This is a genomic window from Thorsellia kenyensis, from assembly GCF_042432445.1.
Lineage (GTDB): Bacteria > Pseudomonadota > Gammaproteobacteria > Enterobacterales > Thorselliaceae > Thorsellia > Thorsellia kenyensis.
In genome coordinates this window covers 1-24331 of sequence record NZ_JBHLXE010000103.1, presented here as the reverse complement: position 1 = coordinate 24331, position 24331 = coordinate 1, and the positions used below count along the sequence as shown (strand labels likewise).

20 protein-coding genes and 3 tRNA genes are annotated in these 24331 nt (G+C 36.0%); 8 read left to right on the top strand and 15 right to left on the bottom strand.

The annotated features are described in order from the left end of the window. Positions 1-110 precede the first annotated feature (110 nt). Positions 111-1616: a leucyl aminopeptidase gene (locus ACFFIT_RS10515; RefSeq protein WP_385877623.1), complete on the top strand. Its 1506-nt coding sequence runs from the start codon at positions 111-113 to the stop codon at positions 1614-1616. Positions 1617-1845: 229 nt separating this feature from the next. On the opposite strand, the gene ACFFIT_RS10510 is transcribed toward ACFFIT_RS10515, so the two are convergent. Next, a complete protein-coding gene (locus tag ACFFIT_RS10510) occupies positions 1846-2040 on the bottom strand; it encodes a hypothetical protein (RefSeq protein ID WP_385877622.1) in 195 nt (64 codons plus the stop codon). 260 nt (positions 2041-2300) lie between these two features. Between ACFFIT_RS10510 and glpT the strand changes: the two genes are divergently transcribed. From glpT to ACFFIT_RS10475, 7 genes are all read left to right on the top strand, one after another. Continuing rightward, on the top strand, positions 2301-3641 hold the full coding sequence (glpT, locus tag ACFFIT_RS10505; RefSeq protein WP_385877621.1) for a glycerol-3-phosphate transporter: 1341 nt from the start codon (positions 2301-2303) through the stop codon (positions 3639-3641). A 412-nt stretch (positions 3642-4053) separates the two neighbouring features. After that, on the top strand, positions 4054-4983 hold the full coding sequence (metA, locus tag ACFFIT_RS10500; RefSeq protein ID WP_385877620.1) for a homoserine O-acetyltransferase MetA: 930 nt from the start codon (positions 4054-4056) through the stop codon (positions 4981-4983). Between the two features lie 229 nt (positions 4984-5212). Continuing rightward, positions 5213-8911: a methionine synthase gene (gene metH / locus ACFFIT_RS10495; RefSeq protein WP_385877619.1), complete on the top strand. Its 3699-nt coding sequence runs from the start codon at positions 5213-5215 to the stop codon at positions 8909-8911. A gap of 60 nt (positions 8912-8971) precedes the next feature. Continuing rightward, the gene (locus tag ACFFIT_RS10490) at positions 8972-9493 is read left to right on the top strand and encodes a hypothetical protein (protein ID WP_385877618.1); all 522 of its coding nucleotides are present in this window, start codon (positions 8972-8974) and stop codon (positions 9491-9493) included. A 725-nt stretch (positions 9494-10218) separates the two neighbouring features. After that, on the top strand, positions 10219-10893 hold the full coding sequence (locus tag ACFFIT_RS10485; protein WP_385877617.1) for an energy-coupling factor ABC transporter ATP-binding protein: 675 nt from the start codon (positions 10219-10221) through the stop codon (positions 10891-10893). Next, positions 10890-11510, top strand: a complete 621-nt coding sequence (locus tag ACFFIT_RS10480) for an energy-coupling factor transporter transmembrane component T family protein (protein ID WP_385877616.1) — start codon at positions 10890-10892, stop codon at positions 11508-11510. The genes ACFFIT_RS10485 and ACFFIT_RS10480 overlap by 4 nt, the downstream gene beginning before the upstream one ends. 4 nt (positions 11511-11514) lie before the next feature. Then, a complete protein-coding gene (locus tag ACFFIT_RS10475) occupies positions 11515-12048 on the top strand; it encodes a biotin transporter BioY (RefSeq protein WP_385877615.1) in 534 nt (177 codons plus the stop codon). A gap of 277 nt (positions 12049-12325) precedes the next feature. On the opposite strand, the gene rraA is transcribed toward ACFFIT_RS10475, so the two are convergent. The 14 genes from rraA to ACFFIT_RS10410 form a co-directional block, all read right to left on the bottom strand. Continuing rightward, a complete protein-coding gene (gene rraA, locus ACFFIT_RS10470; RefSeq protein ID WP_385877614.1) occupies positions 12326-12847 on the bottom strand; it encodes a ribonuclease E activity regulator RraA in 522 nt (173 codons plus the stop codon). A gap of 96 nt (positions 12848-12943) precedes the next feature. After that, on the bottom strand, positions 12944-13420 hold the full coding sequence (gene gpt, locus ACFFIT_RS10465) for a xanthine phosphoribosyltransferase (protein ID WP_385877613.1): 477 nt from the start codon (positions 13418-13420) through the stop codon (positions 12944-12946). 153 nt (positions 13421-13573) lie between these two features. Then, positions 13574-14161: a YjaG family protein gene (locus ACFFIT_RS10460; RefSeq protein WP_385877612.1), complete on the bottom strand. Its 588-nt coding sequence runs from the start codon at positions 14159-14161 to the stop codon at positions 13574-13576. 128 nt (positions 14162-14289) lie between these two features. Continuing rightward, positions 14290-15360 (bottom strand): uroporphyrinogen decarboxylase, encoded by a 1071-nt coding sequence (hemE, locus tag ACFFIT_RS10455; protein WP_385877611.1) that lies wholly within the window; start codon positions 15358-15360, stop codon positions 14290-14292. Positions 15361-15400: 40 nt separating this feature from the next. After that, positions 15401-16186, bottom strand: a complete 786-nt coding sequence (nudC, locus tag ACFFIT_RS10450; protein WP_385877642.1) for an NAD(+) diphosphatase — start codon at positions 16184-16186, stop codon at positions 15401-15403. 88 nt (positions 16187-16274) lie between these two features. Further along, positions 16275-16793, bottom strand: coding sequence for an S-ribosylhomocysteine lyase (gene luxS, locus ACFFIT_RS10445; protein WP_385877610.1), 519 nt, complete (start codon positions 16791-16793; stop codon positions 16275-16277). A gap of 38 nt (positions 16794-16831) precedes the next feature. Beyond that, the gene (gene gshA / locus ACFFIT_RS10440; protein ID WP_385877609.1) at positions 16832-18391 is read right to left on the bottom strand and encodes a glutamate--cysteine ligase; all 1560 of its coding nucleotides are present in this window, start codon (positions 18389-18391) and stop codon (positions 16832-16834) included. A 358-nt stretch (positions 18392-18749) separates the two neighbouring features. Next, positions 18750-19145 carry a YqaA family protein gene (locus ACFFIT_RS13415; protein ID WP_512701388.1) on the bottom strand — a complete coding sequence of 132 codons (396 nt, stop codon included), beginning with the start codon at positions 19143-19145 and terminating at the stop codon, positions 18750-18752. A gap of 77 nt (positions 19146-19222) precedes the next feature. Then, positions 19223-19299 (bottom strand) — tRNA-Arg (locus tag ACFFIT_RS10435). A gap of 31 nt (positions 19300-19330) precedes the next feature. Continuing rightward, a tRNA-Arg gene (locus tag ACFFIT_RS10430) sits at positions 19331-19407 on the bottom strand. A 7-nt stretch (positions 19408-19414) separates the two neighbouring features. Then, positions 19415-19506 (bottom strand) — tRNA-Ser (locus ACFFIT_RS10425). Positions 19507-19863: 357 nt separating this feature from the next. Beyond that, entirely contained in the window at positions 19864-20043 is a 180-nt protein-coding gene (gene csrA / locus ACFFIT_RS10420; RefSeq protein ID WP_385877608.1) for a carbon storage regulator CsrA, read from the bottom strand. 368 nt (positions 20044-20411) lie between these two features. Beyond that, positions 20412-23051, bottom strand: a complete 2640-nt coding sequence (gene alaS / locus ACFFIT_RS10415) for an alanine--tRNA ligase (protein WP_385877607.1) — start codon at positions 23049-23051, stop codon at positions 20412-20414. A 156-nt stretch (positions 23052-23207) separates the two neighbouring features. Beyond that, positions 23208-24005 (bottom strand): sterol desaturase family protein, encoded by a 798-nt coding sequence (locus ACFFIT_RS10410; RefSeq protein ID WP_385877606.1) that lies wholly within the window; start codon positions 24003-24005, stop codon positions 23208-23210. Positions 24006-24331 lie beyond the last annotated feature (326 nt).

The following is a 24331-nucleotide window of genomic DNA, read 5'->3' as shown; positions in this document are numbered from 1 at the left end:
ATCGATATGTTTAGTAAATCATCCTAGTTAAGTTTATGGCTAACTTGGACATATTAAGTTTTAAATGTTTTTGTTCATTAATTTTTAGTCGGATATAAGAGGAAAGGAAAATGAATTTTTTAGTAAAATCTATTAATGCTGAGAAACAAAAATCTGATTGTCTTGTTGTTGGGGTCCATTCAACGAAATCATTAAGCTCTGCAGCTAAAGCGCTTGATGAAATAAGTGAGGGGGAGCTTTCTAAAATTTTAGCTTTAGGTGATATCCAAGGTGAAATAGGACAGACGCTTCTTCTTCAGGGCCTTAAAAACGTCCCTGCTTCTAGAATTTTATTAGTTGGGTGTGGTAAAGCCAAATCACTATCTCAAAAAGAGTATGGTCAGTTAATCAAATCAGCTTATGACGTATTAAAAAGCACTCATGTAAAAGATGTTGCTGTTTTCTTAACAGATTTGGCTGTTGATAGTCGCTCGATTTATTGGAAAGCAAGACGTGCTGCTGAAATCATTGGTGATCTATCTTATCAATTTGAACAGTTTAAACAAAACCCTAAAGCTAAGCCTAAACTGACAAAATGGATTTTTAATGTAGTAGATAAAAAAGAATTACCTTCTGCACAAAATGGTTTAGATCATGGCGTTGCGATTGCTAAAGGTGTTAAAGATGCTAAAGATCTAGCTAACATGCCTCCTAATATATGTAATCCTCTTTATTTGGCTGAACAAGCTAAATCGCTTGCGCAAGATTATAAAGACTCTATTTCTCTTAAATTGATTGATGAAAAAGAGATGAAAAAACTCGGAATGGAATCTTATCTTGCTGTGGGCCGTGGATCTAAAAATGAATCGGTCATGTCAATTTTAGAATACAAAGGTTCAGCTAACAAAAACGATAAACCTGTTGTGCTCGTGGGTAAAGGTTTAACCTTTGATACGGGTGGTATTTCATTGAAACCAGCTCCTGAAATGGACGAAATGAAATATGATATGTGTGGAGCTGCAAGTGTCTTTGGTGTGATGAGAGCGATTGCTGAGCTAAAATTACCGATTAATGTTATTGGTGTATTGGCAGGTTGTGAAAATATGCCGGGCAGTAATGCATATCGTCCTGGTGACATACTAAAAACATTATCAGGTCAAACGGTTGAAGTATTAAATACCGATGCGGAAGGAAGACTTGTGCTTTGTGATGCACTGACATATGTTGAACGCTTTAAACCTGAAGTGGTTATCGATATTGCGACGTTAACTGGGGCTTGTGTGATTGCTTTAGGTGGACACATCAGTGGATTAATGTCACCTGACGATACTGTGGCCAATGATCTTCTTAAAGCTTCAAATGCAGCAAATGATAAGTTCTGGCGCTTACCGATGGATGAAGAGTATAACAAACAATTAGAATCTAATTTTGCGGATATGGCAAATATTGGAGGTAGAGCTGGTGGTACGATAACTGCTGCATGCTTCCTTGGACGTTTTACTAAAAATTACCCTTGGGCTCACCTTGATATTGCTGGAACAAGCTATGTTTCTGGTAAAGCAAAAGGTGCGACAGGCCGTCCAGTGACTGCATTAGTTGAGTACTTACTACAAAAAGCAAAAGTCTCAGAAATCTAATAGCTGAATTTTTAAATGAGGTAGCTATATTCAATAGAATATATCGCTATCTCATTTAGCGATTAAGAGATCAAACTATTTACTTTCATTCCATAACTACAGCAGGACAAGAACGCAATAAGCTATTGATTTTATAATGATAGCTTAATTAATATACTGTTGTTTATGTTTATGTTTATGTTTATGTTTATGTTTATGTTTATGTTTATGTTTATGTTTATGTTTATGTTTATGGGCGAATTCGGAACTTGTCAAGATAGTTGTTAGTTATTGGACTCCAATCACGTATACGCCTTTTAGCCCATCTATTAGGATAGATTTCTTTTTTCTGGTTCATTACCACTTGTCTTTTCTGTAATTTAGCCACATCCTTACCTGTGCGTTTATCAGCAGGAGTAATAAATTGATAAGTCTCTTTTTTCAATCTACTTTTTCCTTTATCAATGACATTATTCGTATATGAATCCCTATCTTAGTACATTAAGCATTCATTTAGATTATTATTTGTGAATACAATCACACAAGTATATTTTTTAACTGCTATATTATTGCATTTGTTTAAAGTGTAGGACATTATTACGACTTTATGTCATTCTTATGGCAATAATATTAAAAAAGTTACTATTTTTGTATTTTATTCAATCTTATCTCAACAGAGTGTAGGTTAATTCTCAAGGAGCAAATATGATAGGTTTTTTTAAGCCAGCACCTCATAAGGCTTTAGTGGCAGATGATTTAATTGATCCACTATATAAGCGTTTAAGGTGGCAGTTATTTATTGGTATTTTTTTTGGTTATGCCGCTTATTATTTAGTGCGTAAGAACTTTGCGTTAGCAATCCCGGATTTGATTGAGTTAGGTTTTACTCGTGGTGATTTAGGTGTTGCTCTATCTGCTATCTCAGTTTCATATGGTTTTTCGAAGTTTTTTATGGGCGCTGTATCCGATCGTTCAAATCCAAGGTTATTTTTATCAGCAGGTTTGATATTGTCATCTTTTACTATGATGCTGATGGGATTTTTTCCTTTTGCAACATCAAGCATAGCAATAATGTATGCACTTTTATTTTTTAATGGTTGGTTTCAAGGAATGGGATGGCCACCTTGCGGTCGAACCATGGTTCACTGGTGGTCTCATAAAGAACGTGGAGCAGTAGTTTCAGTTTGGAACACAGCTCATAACGTAGGTGGTGGAATTCCTCCTCTACTTTTCCTACTAGGTATGTATCTTTTCGACGATTGGCGTTCAGCATTTTATATGCCAGCAATCGCAGCACTCATTATGGCCGTATTGGTTTACGTTTTGATGAGGGATACACCTCAATCATGTGGTTTACCGTCGATTGAGCAGTATAAAAACGATTACCCACCTGATTATTCAGATAAACATGAAGAAGAATTTTCTACTAAACAAATTTTTCTGGACTATGTTTTAAATAATAAATTATTATGGATGATTGCGATTGCGAATGTTTTCGTTTACTTATTACGTTACGGTATTTTAGATTGGTCACCAACATATTTAAAAGAAGTGAAAGATTTTACGTTAAATAAATCATCGCTCTCTTATTTCTTATACGAATGGGCAGGTATTCCGGGTACATTATTATGTGGTTGGATGTCAGATAAAGTATTTAAAGGTAATCGTGGAGCAACAGGAGTGTTCTTCATGATCCTTGTTACAATTGCTACAGTAGTATTTTGGTTAAACCCTGTTGGTAATCCAGGTGTTGATATGGCTTGTATGATTATTATTGGTTTCCTAATTTATGGTCCTGTTATGCTTATCGGTCTTCATGCATTGGAACTTGCACCGAAAAAAGCAGCTGGAACAGCAGCAGGATTTACAGGTTTATTTGGTTACTTAGGTGGTTCAGTCGCTGCCAGTGCTGTTGTTGGGTATACGGTAGATTACTTTGGCTGGGATGGTGGCTTTATAGTGATGGTAGGAGGAAGTATCCTTTCAGTTATACTTTTAGCAATTGTTATGGTGATGGAAAAAAAGAAAAAAAATGAAGAAGCCTAATTCTTTACTCATTTTTTCAGTGTACTTAAAATAATTTCTTTCTTATGTTTGTACAGAGTATTTTATTCTATAAATAAAATACTCTGTACTTAATTTTTCTATTAACTGTTTTCCTTCCCTTATTTGCAGGTTCTTTAATTCCCCCAACTTTCTGAATGAAATTTGAACTATTTCAATGGTTTTTGCAAAACACTTTCAGTTAAATAATACGTCATTTTAGGGCATGTTCTCTTAGTAATTTTTTGATAAATAGAGCTTATTCGTGATCTTAATTCAAAAAACAGACTTATCAGCGATATTTGCTCGACATTTAGTTGAAAAAAGGGTATTTTTAGACGTCTAGATTTCTATACGTTTATACGTCTATAAGAGTGGTTTTGGTTGAAGTGAATATAAGTCCTAGGAGTGGAAAATGCCCATAAGAATTCCCGACGAATTACCTGCGTATCGGTTTTTAACAGAAGAAAATGTGTTTGTAATGTCTGATAATCGAGCGTTAACGCAAAATATCCGTCCACTTAATATTTTAATCTTAAACTTAATGCCTAAGAAAATTGAAACTGAAAATCAGTTTCTGCGTTTATTGTCCAATACCCCGTTACAGTTAAATATTAAATTAATGCGTTTAGTGACACATGAATCTAAAAATACGCCTATTGAACACCTTGATAATTTTTATTGTAGTTTTGATGAGATAAAAGATAAAAATTTTGATGGGCTGATTGTGACAGGCGCTCCTTTGGGGAAAGTTGCATTTAGTGAAGTAAGTTACTGGCATGAAATTGAAAAAATTATTCATTGGTCGAAAGATCATGTGACTTCAACTCTCTTTGTTTGCTGGGCTGTACAAGCAGCTCTGAATATTTTATACGGTTTACCGAAATCCACATTGATTGATAAGTTATCAGGTGTTTACCAGCACAATATCACTGAAGCTCATGGTTTATTGACGCGTGGATTTGATGATAGTTTTTGGGCACCACATTCACGTTATGCCGCTTTTGAAGTAGAAACGCTTGAAAAACTAGCGGGTATTGATATTTTTGCTAAATCTGAAGAGGCTGGCGCCTATTTATTTGCTAGCAAAGATAAAAGACAGGTTTTTGTCACGGGACATCCCGAATATGATGTACATGTATTGTCTGATGAATATCATAGAGATATTGCCGCTCAACTTAACCCTAATTTACCAGTTAATTATTTTCCTGATAATGACTCTTCAAAAGCACCTAAAGCGATTTGGCGAAGCCATGCCTATTTATTATTTGCTAATTGGCTAAACTACTATGTATATCAAATTACGCCTTATGATTTAAGTGTGATGAATCCTACTCTGGATTAATGTGGAGCAAGAGTAATTTATTATATATTTGTAGGACTTTGATAAAAAATTAGGCTTATTTGAGCTACTAAGCGATTGAAGCCATAATGACTGCTAGTAGTTAGTAGTTAGTAGTGAGTAGTTAGTAGTGAGTAGTGTAAAGTTATCAACACAACACAATCAGCGGATTTTACAGTACAATAATGATTAAATTATATTAAAAACATCCCACCACGAATGAGAAAAAGGCATGAGCACAAATAATAGTATTGAACGTAGTGAATCATTAAAAGCACAGCTAAACGAGCGTATCTTACTACTTGATGGGGCGATGGGTACCATGATCCAATCCCATAAACTAGAGGAGGCTGATTATCGAGGTGAGCGATTTAAAGATTGGCCGTCGGATTTAAAAGGTAACAATGATCTTTTAGTTCTCACAAGACCTGATATTATCCTGTCGATTCATGAACAGTACCTAGAGGCGGGCGCTGATATCATTGAAACAAATACGTTTAATGCCACATCTATTGCTATGGATGATTACGGCATGGCGGAACTGGTTTATGAAATTAATTTTGCAGCAGCACAGCTAGCTAGGCAAGCAGTCGATAAATGGAATGTTATAACGCCAGAAAAACCAAGATTCGTAGCAGGGGTGCTTGGTCCTACTAATAGAACAGCTTCTTTATCTCCTAATGTCAATGATCCTGCCTTTCGTAATGTTAATTTCGAGCAATTAGTGAAAGCTTATAGAGAAGCGATCAAGGCATTGGTGTCAGGAGGGGCTGATATCATAATGATTGAGACGATTTTTGATACTTTAAATGCAAAAGCAGCTGCATTTGCTATCGAGTCTGAATTTGAAGCTCTAGGGATTAAGCTACCAGTTATGATTTCGGGCACGATAACAGATGCATCAGGCCGTACATTATCAGGGCAAACGACTGAGGCATTTTATCACTCTTTAAGGCATACAAATCCGGTTAGTTTTGGTTTGAATTGTGCTCTAGGACCAAAAGAATTAAGACCTTATCTTGCAGAATTGTCCAAGATAAGTGAATGTGCTGTCTCTGCACATCCAAATGCGGGGTTACCTAATGCTTTTGGTGGGTATGACTTAGATGCCCATGAAATGTCATTGGAAATTAAAGAGTGGGCCTCTTCTGGTTTTCTTAATATTGTAGGTGGATGCTGCGGCACAACGCCAGAACACATCCGAGCGATAGCGAAGGCAGTAGAAGGGATAAAACCACGAACTACTCCTATTATTGAAAAAGCGTGCCGTCTAAGTGGGCTTGAACCATTAATAATCAATCAAAATTCACTTTTTGTCAATGTTGGTGAAAGAACTAATGTGACCGGTTCTGCTAAGTTTAAACGATTAATCAAAGAAGAAAATTACCACGAGGCATTAGCTGTGGCACTTCAACAAGTCGAGAGTGGTGCACAAATTATCGACATCAATATGGATGAGGGAATGCTTGATTCTAAAGCTGCCATGGTCAGATTTTTGAATTTGATCGCAGGTGAGCCGGATATAGCCAGAGTTCCTATCATGATTGACTCATCAAAATGGGAAATCATTGAAGCGGGCCTTCAGTGTATTCAGGGTAAAGGGATAGTTAATTCAATTTCTCTAAAAGAAGGGGAAGAGAGTTTTATTGCACAAGCTAAATTAGTTAAGCGTTATGGGGCAGCTGTTGTTGTAATGGCATTTGACGAGCAGGGCCAAGCAGATACTAGAGCTAGAAAAATTGAAATTTGTCGTCGTGCGTATCAAATATTGACTGAAGTAGTGTTATTCCCCCCTGAGGATATTATATTTGATCCCAATATTTTTGCGATTGCCACAGGAATAGAAGAACATAATAATTATGCCATGGATTTTATTGGGGCTTGTGAAGACATTAAACGTGAATTACCGCATGCTTTGATTTCTGGTGGTGTATCTAATGTCTCTTTCTCATTTAGAGGAAATGAGCCAGTTAGAGAAGCCATACATGCAGTCTTTTTATACCATGCAATTAAAGCAGGTTTGAGTATGGGGATCGTAAATGCAGGACAATTAGCAATTTATGATGAGTTAGATCCTGAGTTAAAAACAGCGGTTGAAGACGTGGTTTTAAATCGACATGGTAATGCTACTGAGGTACTCCTTGCCTTAGCAGAAAAATATCGTGGTCATGTAAGTGAAACAGTCAGTGAACAAGCGCAGTGGCGGCATTTAGAGGTGAATGCACGTTTAGAGCATGCTTTGATAAAAGGAATCACGGAATTTATAGAAGAAGACACTGAAGAAGCGAGACAGCAGGCAGCTAAGCCAATTGATGTGATTGAAGGTCCTTTGATGGCGGGAATGAATACCGTCGGAGATTTATTTGGTGCAGGGAAAATGTTTTTACCTCAAGTGGTGAAATCTGCTCGTGTCATGAAACAAGCAGTTGCTTATCTCGAACCTTTCATTCAGGCCAGTAAGCAAGCAGGACAAACCAATGGAAAAATACTTCTAGCTACTGTAAAAGGTGACGTGCATGATATCGGCAAAAATATAGTAGGTGTCGTACTTCAATGTAATAATTATGAAATCATTGATTTGGGTGTTATGGTACCAACTCAAAAAATATTAGATACGGCACGCGCTGAAAATGTTGACATAATAGGGTTATCTGGATTAATTACCCCTTCATTAGATGAAATGGTAAATGTAGCTAAAGAGATGCAAAGACAAGATTTTTATTTGCCTCTTTTGATTGGCGGAGCGACTACATCTAAAGCTCATACTGCTGTCAAAATTGAACCAAATTACAAAAATGCGCCGACTGTTTATGTTCAAAATGCATCTAGAAGTGTTGGTGTGGTTGCTGCTCTTATCTCTGATGAGCAAAGACCTGAATTTGTATCACGAATAAAAGAAGAGTATGAAGTGGTCAGAGCACAACATGCACGTAAAAAACCAAGAACTCCTCCTATTAGTTTACAAGCTGCAAGGGGCAATGCATTTGCAATAGATTGGCAAAACTACACACCACCTAAGCCTAAGTTCCTTGGCGTTAAAGAAATAGAAGCCTCTATAATGCTCCTAAGAGAATATATCGACTGGACACCATTTTTTATGACTTGGTCTTTAGCAGGAAAATATCCGAGGATATTGGAAGATGAAGTGGTGGGGGTTGAAGCGAAAAAACTCTTTAGTGACGCAAATCTGTTGCTTGATGAATTAGCTCGATCACAAACGCTACTGCCCAAAGGGATTTTTGGGTTGTTTCCTGCTAACCGCGTGGGGGATGATGTTGAGATTTATACAGATGAAAATCGTGATACGGTTTTATCAGTTACAAGACATTTACGTCAACAAACAAGTAAAGAAGAATTTGCTAATTATTGCTTGGCCGATTTTATTGCACCAAAATCCTCAGGGGTGCGTGATTATTTTGGTGCGTTCGCAGTCACAGGCGGATTGGAAGAAGATCGTTTAGCTGAAGCGTATGATAAAAAACACGATGATTATAATAAAATTATGCTCAAAGCTCTGGCTGATAGATTAGCTGAAGCATTTGCTGAGTATTTACATCAGCAAGTGCGTAAAGAATTCTGGGGTTATGCGCCTGATGAGAATTTATCTAATGAAGAGCTTATTCGCGAAAAATATCAAGGAATAAGACCTGCACCTGGCTATCCAGCTTGCCCAGAGCACACTGAGAAATCTGTTATCTGGGAGCTGTTAAATGTAGAGAAAAAAATAGGCATGTCATTAACCGAATCTTATGCAATGTGGCCAGGAGCTTCAGTGGCTGGATGGTATTTTAGTCATCCAGAAAGTCGTTACTTTGCTGTAGCACAAATTCAACGTGATCAAGTCGAAGACTATGCACAGCGAAAAAATATGCCGATACGAGAAGCAGAAAAATGGTTAGCACCTAACCTAGGGTATGATTCAGAAGAGTAAAATCGTGTTTCAATTTTGAGATTATATTAAGGCAGTTCTTGGAGATTAATAAGGTGTGTCATGTATAAACCAGAGAAACGATTAGTATACATTTTTTCACTCGGGCCGTTACTCATTGGGCTTGCTCTGTATTTTTTGTATGGCCTAGTCGTTTTTTTAAAACTTACATTCTTGCAAGAAACCCAAAGTTTAGGGCAATTTTTTTTTCTAGTTATTATGCGGTTGCTTCCACCTGCTATTTTCTCTTTTGTGCTAGTTATCTTGCCTACAACAGTGTTTGGCATTGTATTTGTACACAACTTACATAGGGAGCATATGCAGCAAAATATCTTATGTGGGTTGTTTGTGCCAATTATTTTTCTTATTCCATTAGCGACATATTTGATCTATGCATTGGTTGTGGAGCGTTATCACAATGGTCCTGCTGAAGTGGCTGAATTTCTGCTGGTGTGTTTTGCCACAATTTTCATCCCTTTACTCTATGGTTTAATTGCGTTTGTCGCCTCTTTTCTTTTAAATACATTATATTTTCAAAGATATAGAAAAAAGGCTTTAAAAATTGAAAACATCAACAGTATATAATGATTGTTTGTTCGGACTATGATTGCTTATATGTCACTTTAATGTATTTAAAGTAGTTTACACCATCTGATAGACAGGAAAAAGCTTAAATTATCTCTCCAAGTATCATCTTAATATTGATATGCTTAGTAGGTATGAAATCCGATAAATCATTTTGGTGTGTACTCACATGGTATCCATAGAATAATCTCTAATTAAATGTAGGCTAGGTCTTTTTAATATAAATAAAAAGAAACTGTTGATGCCATATTGTTTAATTTGAGATTTAATTTCTCTGAAATAGTCGCTTGAATCAGTATGTCTAAATATCGAAAAATGATCTTGTGTCTCTTTTGGGATATAAAAATTAAGCCATTTAAGTGATAAAATTTCGTATATAACTGTTAAACATTATGTTTATGCATATGTTTGGGCTAAATAACATGCAAATAATTGATAAGCTTTTGGTTGAATTTCTAAGACCATTGTTTGTTATTAATTATAAGGCGATTGGCTTTAGCATTAGCCTTCTTAAAAAGTCCATTAAACTACTTATCTTTTCTGGCATGACGCAGAAAAAAATCAAGCTAAGGATAACAAAATATTAAAGCTAAAAATTTAGCTTTAATGAGTTGATTTGTGCGTTAATTGTGCTTTAGTCAATTAAACTTACCTGTTTTTTATACTCAGGTGTCTTTATAATCCTTCTCAATCCTCATAAAAAACTGCTTAAGGTCCATTCATATATGATTCAATTTAATCAAGTTTCACTTACTTTGTCTGGTAAGCCCATTTTAAAACCTTTTGATTTAAGTATTGACCAAGCAAGAGTGGGGATCATTGGCAGTAATGGTGGGGGTAAAAGTTCTCTGGTCAGATTAATTAATGGTCTGCTGTTACCTACAGAAGGAGAGGTGCTTGTTGATGGTTTCGATACCTGTAAAGCAAGGAAAACCGTTCGGCAAAAAGTCGGTTTTGTTTTTCAAAATCCAGATAATCAAATTGTAATGCCTACTGTAGGTGAAGATTTTGCTTTTGGCCTAAAAAATAAAGGGTTATCCAAAGATGAAATTGCGTCACTGTGCGAAGAATTTTTAACTCAATACGGCTTATGGGAGTTCAAAGATTCTCCGGCACATTTGCTAAGTGGTGGTCAAAAGCAGTTACTGGCTATTTTAGGTGTGTTAGCTACGAAACCTGAATATATTGTCTTTGATGAACCCACCACATTACTTGATTTACGTAATAGAAAAAAAATAGCACAATTAATTGATTCGTTATCAATCAAAGTGATCATGATCACTCACGATTTGGTATTATTAAATAATTTTCAACGTGTTTTAGTGCTAGATGAGGGGGTAATTAAAGTCGATAGTTCCCCTAAAGAGGCTATTAAGTTTTATGAGGATTTAATGGCATGATTTCTGTTTATTATGATGGGCAGTCCTTTTTGCATAAATTACCTGCTTGGTTTAAATTGCTATTATTATTTTTTATCACAACACTGATGTTTGTTATTCCAAATATGTCTTTGGTACTAGGGCTATTAGTGTCTATAACCCTATTATATTATTTTTCATCATTACCTTATTCTCAGCTTAGAAAACTAATAAAAGTCTCTTTTTTATTGCTCCTGATGATTTTTTGTTTTAATGCCTATACACATGGTTTTATGCTTGCCTTAGTGATTGTCTTAAGACTTTTCGTTGTTATTTTATTTTCTAGCATGATAAGTCTCACAACTCGTATGACGGAAATGATGGATGTCATCACAAATATATTAACTCCTTTAAGTTGCTTTGGTATTAATGTATCAAAAATCAGTTTGTGTATGCTCCTAACTATTCGGTTTATTCCTATGCTATATGAAATCGCTCATCAAGTCAGAGAAGCGCAGTGTTCAAGAGGGGTTGAACATCATCCATTTGCGTTAATTATCCCGATATGCATTCGAGTCTTTAAACAAGCAGATGAGCTGACTCAGGCTTTAGATGCTAGAGGCTTTGAATCTATCTCTTCTAATAAAAAAAATAGGTAGTCTTATGTCAACAAAAGATCTTGTTTATATTGCCTTATTTGCAGCACTTATGGCTGCATTTGGCGTTTTCCCTCCAATAATTTTTCCTATTATAGCAGTGCCTATCACTTTACAGTCATTAGGTCCTATGCTTGCTGGTGCATTATTAGGCGCAAAAAAAGGGGCGCTTGCTATGATACTTTTTTGCGTATTAGTTGCCATCGGATTTCCCTTGTTATCAGGAGGAAAAGGAGGGTTAGCTCCATTCGTGGGTCCAACAGCTGGCTTCATTTATGGCTGGATAATCGCGGCGTTTATAATTGGTTTTTTTTATCAAAAAAGTTTCTGTCAGCAGAATTTGGTAGCAGAGTTGAGTGTGATGATATTGGGAGGAATCGTTGTAGTCTATGGCTTTGGTGTTATCTGGCTAAGTATAGTTGGGAACATTACTTTATCTAACGCTTTGATGAGTATGCTTGTTTTTTTACCTTTAGATTTTATTAAGGTATTTATAGCGATATTTGTTGTCCGAAATCTTAAGAAAATAGGTATGTTCTAGGGGAGTTAGTAAAACATTTCTAATACGAAGAGTGATTCTTTTGGAAAATTAGGCTACATTTTCCCTTAAATTTATTGTATTTAAATGCAACGAAAGAAGTTCATATTAAAATTGAGATCACATAAGAGCTGTATTGTCTCAGTTTGCTGTATATTTACTTCATCAATGAGGTGGCTATTTACTTTGTTAGTGCATTACGTGTTGAAATATTTCATTTCAACACGTTGGGATGTGTTTAAAGAGAAGTGTAAATCTAAACAAAATTTTTAGTGATTAATTATTCACTAAAAAATTCATCCGAATCATCTAGGCTAAGTGGTTCTTCTGAGTGAATGATACCTGTGTTATCGGCATACACATAATCATCAGAGAAGAAAGTCACGCCACCAAAATTGACTCTTACATCAGTTTCTCCGATGCCAACGGCATCTACTCCGACAGGAATTGACGCTAAAGCAGAGATCCCAATGTCTATTTCTGACAAATCATCTACATGCCTAATCGCACCATAAACGATTAATCCTTCCCAATTATTTTCAAATGCCAAACTCGCCACTTCATTATCAACCAGGGCACGTCTGACAGAGCCGCCCCCATCAATAATGAGTACTCGACCAGCGCCATCTTCTTGGAGGATATCAAATAGTAAACCATTATCCTCAAAACATTTAACCGTCGTGACTCTCCCATAAAAATGAGTTCTGCCGCCATAATTGACGAACATAGGATCGACCACATTAATCTCTTCGTGATAATGATCGCATAAATCTGACGTATCAAAAGGTGCGGGTAGTACCATGATATACCTCCATAGTGTGGATCAGGGTTAAGACAAATGTCACAACATGCCAAAATAAAAAAGTCAGTGAATATATATCAATCAGTAAATCAAAAATTACTCTTTAAATTCTTCACAGATAGGTTTGACAAAGCTGACTCCCATATCCCAAGGCTGTTCAATCCATGTATCTTGGGCGATAGGCTGTACAAAGTCATCGACAAGGTGTTCACCTGCAGGCTTAGCAAAAATGGTGACAAATTTCGCTTTAGGATAGATTTCACGGATTACACGGGCGGTATTGCCGCTATCAACTAAATCATCAACCACAATAAATCCTTCTCCGTCTCCTTGTGCTTGTTTTAGGATACGCATTTCTCTTTGGTGATCATGATCATAACTTGAGATACAAATAGTATCTACATGTCTGATCCCTAACTCTCTTGCTAATAGTGCGCTAGGAACAAGACCTCCTCGACTTACAGCAATAATACCTTTCCATTGGGATACGGGAAGAAGTCTTTTCGCTAAAGTTCGAGCAAAGATTTGTAGGTTATCCCAAGTAACAATATATTTTTCGACAGATTGAGTCATAGTATTTTCCTAGCGTTGCAATGTTAAAATTGCGCGGCATTATAGATTTTTGATGTAATAAATGCTAGTAAAAGCCGGATAAATTACATTTATTCACTAAAAAAATTCAGGAAATGAACTTTTTTAGTCCCAAAAACTATTTTGGCGCGTTAATTAAGATAAAAAAAGTCCAATTTGGCTCTCTTTTATTTGGCTGACTTCTTCTTTTAGTTCCTTAACAAAAGAGGCGCTAAAGGGGGTATCTAAAATGAGACGGAATATTTCCCATTGATTATCCCATTCATCCTTTATGGGTTCAAGTTCATTTGCTTCTGCTTCAGTAATTTCAATGTCATGCTCAGCTAAATAAACATCGCACACCGTTTTTAGAGAAATTTGGCTCACTGATAAAGCATGCTCTAAAACATCATCGGTTAATTTTGCATGCAGTGCTTCAGAAAGTGCTTCACAAGCATCAATCGCAGGATGAACTGCATAAATTGAATAGTCAGATTCTTGAGGGATGAGAAGCTCTAATTTTTCTAATTGGCCATCAAAATTAATTTGAACATTTTTAACACTTAGACTTTCCCAGAGTAAGTTCATAATTTGTTTAAACTTATCAAAATTAACTTTTTGTTCAGTATTGAGTGCAAAAAAACCATAGTTAATCGCCATTCTTTCACATAAAACTAGCATAAATAACTGTAATTGTTGGGGTGAAAGTTTCTTTAATCTTAACTGTAATGGATTTCTAAACATGCAATAGTCCTAGCGTTATACGAGAGTGTCGTGTTGAGGCTTTATTTTTTACTGAGTTCATCAACACGAAGAGAAGTTTATTATTGGAATAAATCATCTAATAGAAGATATCTTTTATTTAAAACGTATCATTTCATATGATAGGGTTTTGAGTAAATATGCACCGCATCAATAAAATGCTTCGCATGTTCTGGGTTGACATCTAAATGGATACCATGGCCGAGATTAAAGACATGGCCACTGCCTTCACCGTATTGCGCTAAGAGGCGTTGGACTTCTTCTTCTATGATCTCTTTTGGAGCATATAAGACACTAGGATCCATATTGCCTTGAAGAGCAACACGAGTCCCAACTTTTGATTTTGCAACATCAAGATCAGTTGTCCAATCTACACCAACAGCATCACAACCTGTTTGAGCTATATGTTCTAACCACTGGCCACCATTCTTGGTAAACAGAGTTGTAGGTACTTTACGGTTTTCATTGATTTTAATGAGCTCGGAGACAATTTTTTGCATATAAGGTAAAGAAAACTCTAAGTAAGCCTTTTTGCTCAATACTCCGCCCCAAGTATCAAAAATCATTACAGATTGCGCACCGGCTTTAATTTGTGCATTTAAATAGACAATAACACAATCTGCTAATGTGTCGAGTAATAAATGCAGGGCCTTAGGATCACTATAGAGCATTTTTTTAATTTTAGTGAATGCTTTACTGCTGCCACCTTCAATCATATACGTGGCGAGGGTCCAAGGGCTACCAGAGAATCCAATTAAAGGCACGCTACCTGCTAGGGCTTTTCGGATGGTTCTCACCGCATTCATGACATAACCAAGTTCCTGCTCAGGATCGAATACGGCCAATTTTTTTATATCATCGAAAGATTTGATAGGGCGCTCGAAGCAAGGGCCTTCTCCAGGTGTGAAATAGAGCCCTAAACCTAACGCATCAGGGATAGTCAAAATATCTGAAAATAAAATCGCCGCATCTAAATCAAAACGTCTCAGTGGTTGTAATGTTACCTCACAGGCAAGCTCAGGGTTCTTACATAACGACATAAAATCACCCGCTTGCGCTCTTAACTCTCTGTATTCTGGTAGGTATCTTCCTGCTTGCCTCATCATCCATACGGGGGTGCAATCTACAGGTTCGTTTAATAGCGCTTTGAGATAGCGATCATTCTTTAATGTCTGTTGCATAAGTTGTCAATCCTATTTTTTATCTTATTTTGTCAACTGATCACGCATGATCAGTAGTATCCCTGCAAAGGATAATGGTGTCTTCAATCAATCGTCTTGCGATGGTACCATAGGGAGGAAGATTAGGAAGATTATCAATATCATACCAATCAGCATCTAGGATCTCTTTTTTATCGCATTGGATTTCACCTGAATCGTAATCTGCCATAAAAGCCAGCATCAATGAATGTGGAAAAGGCCAAGGTTGTGAGCTGACATAGCGAATATTTTTAATCTTGATACCACACTCTTCCATGACTTCACGTCGCACGGCATCTTCAACTTTTTCAGCGACTTCCACAAAACCAGCAAGAACGGTATAGATCTCCCCTCTATGTCTTGTGTGATTAGCTAGTAGAATTTTATTTTCTTTTTTGATAGCAACAATAACAGAAGGTGCAATTTGGGGGTAGTAACGCTGTTTACATTCGTTATTCGGACATAGCATAGCCCACTCATGGTAGCTATGTATCATTTCTGTTGAACAGTAGCCGCAATATTTATGTGAGATATGAAATTCAATGAGTTGTACGGCTTTACCGATCAGCTGAAATAATACGGGGTCGAGGTTAAGTAGTGGCCTCAAAGGGCTCATACCTTTGTCTCTGGTTTGTGCAATAGCAATTACCTTTGAGTTTTCAAATTCACCGATTAAAAAGCCTTGTTTTCCAGTCAAATTAAATTGTTTTGCTTCTCCTAAAGGCAACTCTCCTTGGTGAAGAAAAACGGATTGGCCATTGGTAACCACCCAATAGCCCGAATCGTCTTCAGAAATTGTTTGACCTATCACACTTAAACCTCATAGTATCTAACGGTTGATTACGGGGATAAAAGTGGTCGCTTGATTGACTTAAATCCCTCACATTCAAATTATCTTAGTGATGGCTAAGAGCATCTAATTTCTCATCACTCAAGGTGAGTTCTTCATTAAGATTAACGCTAACGCCTCTTTTAATCACATTTTGTGCAATCTCTTGTGCTTCTTCTAAAGAGTGCATTTGATAGGTACCACATTGATATTCATTTAATTCTGGAATTTTTTTCTGATCTTTTACAGCTAAAACATCATTCATAGCCGCTAGCCAAGCGGTACTCACTTGTTGTTCATTTGGAGTACCTATTAAGCTCATATAAAAACCTGTGCGGCAACCCATTGGTGAAATATCAATAATTTCAACATCTTGATTGTTCAAGTGGTCGCGCATAAAACCAGCAAACAAATGTTCTAAAGTATGAATCCCTTTTTCAGACAAAATTTCTTCGTTTGGGACACAAAAACGCAAATCGAATACCGTAATGGAGTCGCCCTTAGGGGTTGTCATTTTTTTAGCTACTCGCACCGCTGGTGCATTCATACGGGTATGGTCAACAGTAAAACTATCTAATAAAGGCATAATGATATCTCCAATAAGTAAAGGTTAATACAACGTAATTATTCACCACCATTTTGCTTTAAGAATTCAGCAAAAGGAATGTTATCTTGTGCTTCTATTTCTTTTTGTTTTTTTATAGATAATTGACTTTGTTCCACAAAATCGTCTTTAGTTAATACTTGATAACTGCTTTGATTCAATGCCTCTTTATAACTTTTCGCAAGGGATAAACCAACCTGAGATAAACCTTCTTTTTTAAAGCGCTCAAGCAGCTGACCTGAATAAGTTAATTCAGGTTCATCAAAGGCTTTGATCCACTTATTACAGACATCTTCATAGGAATTATCAGTTTCTTGTCTATCTAAAATTCTAGCAATTCTGGTTAAATCAACAAATAAACTCTTACCAATTAAGCGTAAAGGTTGTTCCTGTCCTTCACAACCAACAGAAATCGTTTGTTCAGGTTTTCTACCCTCCACGACAATTTTTTGCCAGTTTCTTTTTGTATATTGTATTTCTTCACTACGCATCATAGGTGCGTCGGCAAGTACACACCAAATCAAAAAGAGATCGACAAATCTTGCTTGCTCCTCATTAATGCCAATAGGAGAGAAAGGGTTAATATCAAGCGATCTCACCTCGACATACTGAATACCACCTCTTAATATAGCATCAGATGGTCGCTCATTCGTTAATGTGACTCTTTTCGGTCTAATTGGTGCATACAGTTCATTTTCAATTTGAAGAATATTACTGTTAATTTGAATGCGTTTACCCTCTTTTTCAAGTCCAATAGCTTGAAATTCTTCGGATTTCAACGTCATTGCATGTCTAACTTGGCCGATATAGGTATCAACGCTGTTATAAGTTAAACCAAGGGCACTTTGTGCTGAACTAGTATAGCCTAGATCGCTTAACCTCAAAGAGGTACCATAAGGCAAATAAGCCATAGAGTCAGTAAATTCAAAAGGTAATTTAGTTAATTTATTATTTAAAAAAGAACGGCATATTGCAGGAGATGCGCCAAATAAGTAAGGAATAACCCAACCAAAGCGATAATAATTTCTGATGAGTTTTAAATAGGCAGCAGAAATTTCATTTTTGCCAGTGACTTCATCACCAACTCCTAGATACGCACTCCAAAAACTCATAGGAAAAGAGAAGTTATAGTGTACTCCAGCAATCGTTTGCATGACAGCGCCATATCTTTGTTTTAGACCTTCACGGTAAAGTGCTTTTAACTTACCGATGTTAGAAGAACCATACTCAGCAATCCGTACCTCTTCATCATTAGCAATAAAGCAAGGCATGCTAAAAGGCCATAGTTGTTCATCACCAATCGATTTGATCGTATTAATATGTAAGTCATTCAGAAAAGCAAAGGTTTCCTTGATATTCGTTTGCGCTGGGGTAATAAATTCTAACAGCGATTCGGCAAAATCGGTGGTTATCCAGGGATGAGTCAAAGTAGAGCCTAAAATCTGTGGGTGGCATGTTTTAGCAAGGTTACCTTCTTTATCAATTCGTAAAGATTCTCGCTCAAGGCCGCGTCGGATACCGTTTAACGCCTCAGGATTTGATTCTAACCAATTAAGTGCTGATGATATATTTGGGATCACTATGTTTCTCTCTTTATTTATTACATTTTAGCTATGAGTAAGTTTATTTCACAATGTTTTTATTGTAGCTCATTCACAACCAGTTAGGTAAATTTTACCATACTTGAAAATTAAGTTATGTAGATACTATCTTCTAAGTAAGGTTATAACCAGATGAAGAGTTGAAGAAGACTAATTTATCTTCAGTTTAGCATTTAAAGAACAATATGTATAAACGAATTTGAGTGCAATCGCATGAATGATCGAAAACCATTCATTAAACAAATATTTTCAAAATAATATTTTTTAAACTATACACTTGATTCATTATATAATATGGATTTTAGTCTTATAAAAATTATCTATTGTCTTTATAAGACTAAAAAAGAAAAGGTATACTTATCATTCCATATCTTCCCGCTTTTCCTATAAATAGAAACAAACAGCATTTTCTTATTTTTAGTCTTTGCCATCCAGCAATTAAGCAAAGGAGATCACCTATGAGGGGCACGGCGCTCAGTAACAAAGCATAGTAGCCATATTTATTGATCCAGATCTGTGCAGTTGTATAGATTTTTGTTTTGCTATTTTTTGTTTTACTGGGGAACAACCTACCAATGAATAGATTAGTTATGCCTCCTAGTGTATTACCGATAGAAGCAATTAACCAAAGAGTAAAAAAAGAGTGTGAGGTAAATTTCAGCAGACTCAAGTAAATGAGTTCTGAGCTCAAAGGTAATATTGTAGCACTCAGAAAGGCATTAAAAAATAGCACTACCAATGAATAAGGAGTGTCTACATATTCAAAGAAAAAATCAATCACTTGAACTAGGTTACTCTCAGATATAAAGATGGTGCATCCGGGAGGATTCGAACCTCCGACCGCTCGGTTCGTAGCCGAGTACTCTATCCAGCTGAGCTACGGATGCATAGGTAAGGATTACATTAGGAACTGATAAATGGTGCATCCGGGAGGATTCGAACCTCCGACCGCTCGGTTCGTAGCCGAGTACTCTATCCAGCTGAGCTACGGATGCAAAAAAATGGCGGTGAGAGAGGGATTCGAACCCTCGATGCGGGATAAACCGCATACTCCCTTAGCAGGGGAGCGCCTTCAGCCTCTCGGCCATCTCACCGATTCTTGATGTTTAGCAACAAGAAGTGCGGTGTATAATACGGTCTGAAAAAAATAAGTCAAATCATTTTTACAAATGTTGTGTTCGTTTGTGCAAAAGGTATTCAATTTTGTGGTGTAAAGTCATTTTTTTAGTAAATAAGGATAAAAAAGGAGTGAGAGCAGGGCAAATCAATTAGGATAAAAAAACAAGATATTAATTAAAGGAGAAAGTGAATATGACATATTAAGGCACATAGTGTGCCTTAAACAAGCTGAGTTATAAGATTTATTAACCTGGTATGTAAAAATAAAACTGCTTACTACAACGTTTTTAGAAAAAGAACAGAATATTCATAACAAAAAAGACTTTTATATACTAAGCGTCTTTTGATTTGTCATCTTGAATACGTTGGTAAATTTCTTCCCTATGTACGCTGAGTGACTTAGGGGCATCAATACCAATACGAATTTGATTACCTTTAACATCAAGTACAGTGATTTTTACGTCATCTCCTATAATCAGTGTTTCACCTATGCGGCGTGTCAATATGAGCATTTTATCATCCTTTTTTATGCTTTAGAAATTAGTGTATTAAGTCACAGTTCAAGTGCAAGTGATAAAATACACAAATGTTTAACACCGGACTGCGTGCGTATAATACAAAAAATGAAACACAAATGTCCATTCATTTTTGTATTTAAATAACAATTTGAATATATTTACTTTTTAGGTGCAAATAGAAATGTTTTATTACAAAATTAGACGTAAACACACAAAGCAATAAAATTGAATATTTAATTTAAGTTATTGAAAAATAGCGAGGTTTTTGGAGTGGTAATTTTATCTAAACAATTGCTGAAAATCCCCCCTTACTAAATATAGAACCATTAAGGGGGGATCTGGATCAGAAAAAGACTTTCAAATTATTGAGAAGTGATCCAACTTTCTATCGCGTTAAATGCTGAATCTATTCCGGTAAGGAGTGTCCCTCCAGCTTGAGCAAAATCGGGTTTCCCGCCGCCTTTACCATCAATGAATGGTGCAAGATGAGCAACAAGTTTGCCTGCACTCAATTGATTAATTAAATCCGTGGTGATACCAGCCAATAAAGTCACTTTATTGGCTTCAGTGTCTATGGCAGCTAATACAATGATCCCTGTTGTGATTTGATTTTTTAAGTCATCAATCAGGTTTCTGAGTAGTTTAATATCATTACTGTGCACCTTATGAGTAATCACTTTAAGCCCATTGATAGTTTTGGCTTGAGAGATCAGTTCATTTTTATTTTGGCTCAATTGTGCGGCTTTGAGTTGAGCTATTTCTTTTTCTAACTGTTTGTTTTTTTCAACTTGCGCAGTTATTTTTTCTAGTAAGCTATCTTTATCGGTTTTTAAGAATTGAGATAATGAGGAGAGGTTATCTTGATTTTTTTGAATTAATTCAAGTGCAGTTTTACCCGTTGTTGCTTCAATTCTTCTGATCCCCGCAGCTATACCAGACTCACTTGTAATAATAAATGAACCTATGTCTCCCGTTCGTTTTGCATGTGTTCCACCACAAAGCTCAATTGAATAATCACCCATTGATAATACGCGAACAGTATCGCTGTATTTTTCACCAAAAAGTGCCATTGCGCCTTTTGCCTTTGCATCATCAATATTCATCAAATGGGTTTCAATCAAAAAGTTTTTACGAATTGCTTTATTCACTTTGTGTTCAATTTGTCTTAGTTCATCGTTTGAGATACTTTCATTATGAGAAAAGTCAAAGCGCAAGGCTTCTTCATTGACTAAAGAACCTTTTTGGGTAACGTGGGTACCTAAAGTTTCACGGAGAGCTGAATGTAATAAATGTGTTGCTGAATGATTGAGTCTAATAGCTTCCCTTCTCATTTCATTAATTTGCGTATTTAATCTGTCACCTACTTTCAATGACCCTTGTGCTAATATACCAATATGCCCTATGGCATCTGCATATTTTTGGGTATCCTGCACCTCAAATAGGGTTTGATTCGCTACGAGTTGTCCCGTGTCCCCAATTTGCCCACCAGACTCGGCATAAAAAGTGGTTGTATCCAAAATGATGATACCTTGTTCACCAGAAGAGAGAGCATTAACTGCTTTGCCATCCACAAAAATAGACTTAACTGTAGCAACTGTTTGGTCAATTTCATATCCTTCAAATTGTGATTTTTCTGTAGGATTAATTTGCGCAGCATATTGCGTATTAAAACCACTTGACTCTCGAGCACGTTTTCGCTGATTATCCATTTCACGTAAAAAACCAGTCTCATCAATTGTTATATTTTTTTCACGACATACATCAGCCGTGAGATCGCTTGGGAAACCGAATGTATCATATAATCTAAAGACTATTTCACCACTTAATTCATTTCCTTTAAGATTACTTAATGCCTCATCAAGTAAGATGAGTCCGCGTTCAAGAGTACGTGCAAATTGTTCTTCTTCAGCTTTTAGAGTGGTTTCTATTAATGATTGTTGTGCTTTAAGTGCATCACCTGCACTGTCCATCACTTCAATTAAAGGTTTGACTAGTTTATGGAAAAATGCTTCTTTAGCCCCAAGTAGGTTACCATGCCTTACAGCTCTTCGAATAATTCGACGTAGGACATAACCTCTTCCTTCATTAGATGGAAGAACACCATCGCCAATTAAAAAAGCAGTAGAACGGATGTGATCTGCTATAACACGTAGAGATTTATTATTTAAATCAGTGACATTCAAGATTTTCGCAATGGTTTTGATTAGAAATTGAAACAAATCGATATCATAGTTAGAGTTAACGTGTTGAAGTACTGCGCTTAAGCGCTCAAGGCCCATTCCTGTGTCGATGGAAGGTTTAGGAAGGTTTTCTAGTGTACCATCAGCTAAGCGGTTAAACTGCATAAAAACCAAATTCCAAATTTCAATAAAGCGATCTCCATCTTCATCAGGTGAGCCTGGGGGGCCTCCAAACAGATGTTCACCATGATCATAGAATATCTCAGAACAAGGACCACATGGACCTGTATCACCCATTTGCCAGAAGTTATCAGAGGCATATTTTTCGCCTTTATTATCTCCTATGCGAATTATCTTTTCATGGGGGATGCCAATTTCTTTATGCCATATGTCATAGGCTTCATCATCTGTGTGGTAGATTGTTACTAGTAATTTTTCTTTAGGTAAACCAAACCATTGAGGACTTGTTAGGAGTTCCCATGCATAATGAATGGCATCCTTTTTAAAATAATCACCAAAGCTAAAGTTACCTAACATTTCAAAAAACGTATGATGCCTAGCTGTATAACCTACATTTTCGAGATCGTTATGCTTTCCACCTGCACGCACACAGCGTTGGGCTGTAACTGCTCTGGTGTAGTCTCTTTTCTGGGCTCCTAAGAATAAGTCTTTAAACTGATTCATCCCTGCATTTGTAAAGAGGAGAGTCGGATCGTTATGTGGTACCAAAGAACTGCTATCTACAGCTTGATGTCCTTTACTCTCATAAAAACGGATGAAAGTTTGGCGGATATCAGCAACTGTTTTAATAGAATTTGTCATAAGTTAAACCTTAATTTGATGATATTAATTGCTATGTTGATAATTCATATTGTATAACTAAAAAGATAACTTTTATCAACGTTATTTGAATAATTATATAACAAAGCACTTAAGAATGATGCATGGGTATTATAAATTTCTTGGAAATCAGGCAAATTATTTTTTGATACGTGCGTTTATAGGGTGCAATAGCATTTTGAATAATGTTGTTTTATTTCTGTCCTCAAAACCTTTTTGACCTATCGGCATTAAGGTAGTATCTACTGAAGGGTTTTGAATATAGGTTTTAAATAGTTTATCCCATACGGAAAGATTAAAGCCGAAATTACTATTAAATTCACTGGGTAAAGTAGAGTGGTGAATCCGATGCATATCAGGCGTGACGAGAAACAAACGTAAATACTTATCTAATTTTTGTGGTAATTTTAAATTAGCGTGATTGAAAATCGCCATACTATTCAAAATGATCTCAAAAAGTAACACAGCTAAAAAGGGGATCCCAAGTAAGAAAATAAATCCAATTTTTATCCCCATTGAAAATAAAAATTCCAGAGGGTGGAATCTTAGGGCGGTAGAAGTATCAATTGATTCATCAATATGATGCACTTGATGTAAGCGCCAGAATAAAGGAATTGCGTGAAATGCTAAATGCTGCAAATAGATAAGTAAATCAAAAAGTAAAATGGATATAACAACCACAACCGGGCTCGATAGAAGAAATTGATTGAATAACCCTATATTACTTTTCTCTGCAATGATAGCCGCACCTGTTGCTGAAATAGGTAATAAAATGCGCATTAAAAAGCTGGCTATTATTACACACGAATAGTTGATTGACCATCTTATGAAACGTGTTGATTTAAGTTTTTGAGAGGGAAATAAATACTCTAATAGACCAAAAATAATAACGCTAAGTAAAAATAAGCTTAGACGAATTAAATTTTCATTACTCATATGATTAAATCCTTTTAAATATTAAAGTAGTCAAATCGCATTTATCCAATTTTATTTCCTGTTAATTATTTTACTTTTATATCACTTTTATTAAGAATATAAGTAATCAACATAACAAGAATACTTATTATGTGATTTATAAACACATTGTTGATTCATCTATTTAATTACAACGTTTATCGTTCAAAAGTGACAATTTAAATAAAAAAAGAACTTTAACAGCTGATCTCTTTTTTTTACTTTATTATTAATTAGCAAAACGTGGATTCGTATAATAAGTGCATACCCGCTGTCAGTCGCATGGGATTAATTGAGGGTCGAAAAGT

Coding starts and splice junctions, on each gene's coding strand:
- ACFFIT_RS10515 (WP_385877623.1), top strand. CDS start 111: ATGAATTTTTTAGTAAAATCTATTAATGCTGAGAAACAAAAATCTGAT.
- glpT (WP_385877621.1), top strand. CDS start 2,301: ATGATAGGTTTTTTTAAGCCAGCACCTCATAAGGCTTTAGTGGCAGAT.
- metA (WP_385877620.1), top strand. CDS start 4,054: ATGCCCATAAGAATTCCCGACGAATTACCTGCGTATCGGTTTTTAACA.
- metH (WP_385877619.1), top strand. CDS start 5,213: ATGAGCACAAATAATAGTATTGAACGTAGTGAATCATTAAAAGCACAG.
- ACFFIT_RS10490 (WP_385877618.1), top strand. CDS start 8,972: ATGTATAAACCAGAGAAACGATTAGTATACATTTTTTCACTCGGGCCG.
- ACFFIT_RS10485 (WP_385877617.1), top strand. CDS start 10,219: ATGATTCAATTTAATCAAGTTTCACTTACTTTGTCTGGTAAGCCCATT.
- ACFFIT_RS10480 (WP_385877616.1), top strand. CDS start 10,890: ATGATTTCTGTTTATTATGATGGGCAGTCCTTTTTGCATAAATTACCT.
- ACFFIT_RS10475 (WP_385877615.1), top strand. CDS start 11,515: ATGTCAACAAAAGATCTTGTTTATATTGCCTTATTTGCAGCACTTATG.
- rraA (WP_385877614.1), bottom strand. CDS start 12,847: ATGGTACTACCCGCACCTTTTGATACGTCAGATTTATGCGATCATTAT.
- gpt (WP_385877613.1), bottom strand. CDS start 13,420: ATGACTCAATCTGTCGAAAAATATATTGTTACTTGGGATAACCTACAA.
- ACFFIT_RS10460 (WP_385877612.1), bottom strand. CDS start 14,161: ATGTTTAGAAATCCATTACAGTTAAGATTAAAGAAACTTTCACCCCAA.
- hemE (WP_385877611.1), bottom strand. CDS start 15,360: ATGCAACAGACATTAAAGAATGATCGCTATCTCAAAGCGCTATTAAAC.
- luxS (WP_385877610.1), bottom strand. CDS start 16,793: ATGCCTTTATTAGATAGTTTTACTGTTGACCATACCCGTATGAATGCA.
- csrA (WP_385877608.1), bottom strand. CDS start 20,043: ATGCTCATATTGACACGCCGCATAGGTGAAACACTGATTATAGGAGAT.
- alaS (WP_385877607.1), bottom strand. CDS start 23,051: ATGACAAATTCTATTAAAACAGTTGCTGATATCCGCCAAACTTTCATC.
- ACFFIT_RS10410 (WP_385877606.1), bottom strand. CDS start 24,005: ATGAGTAATGAAAATTTAATTCGTCTAAGCTTATTTTTACTTAGCGTT.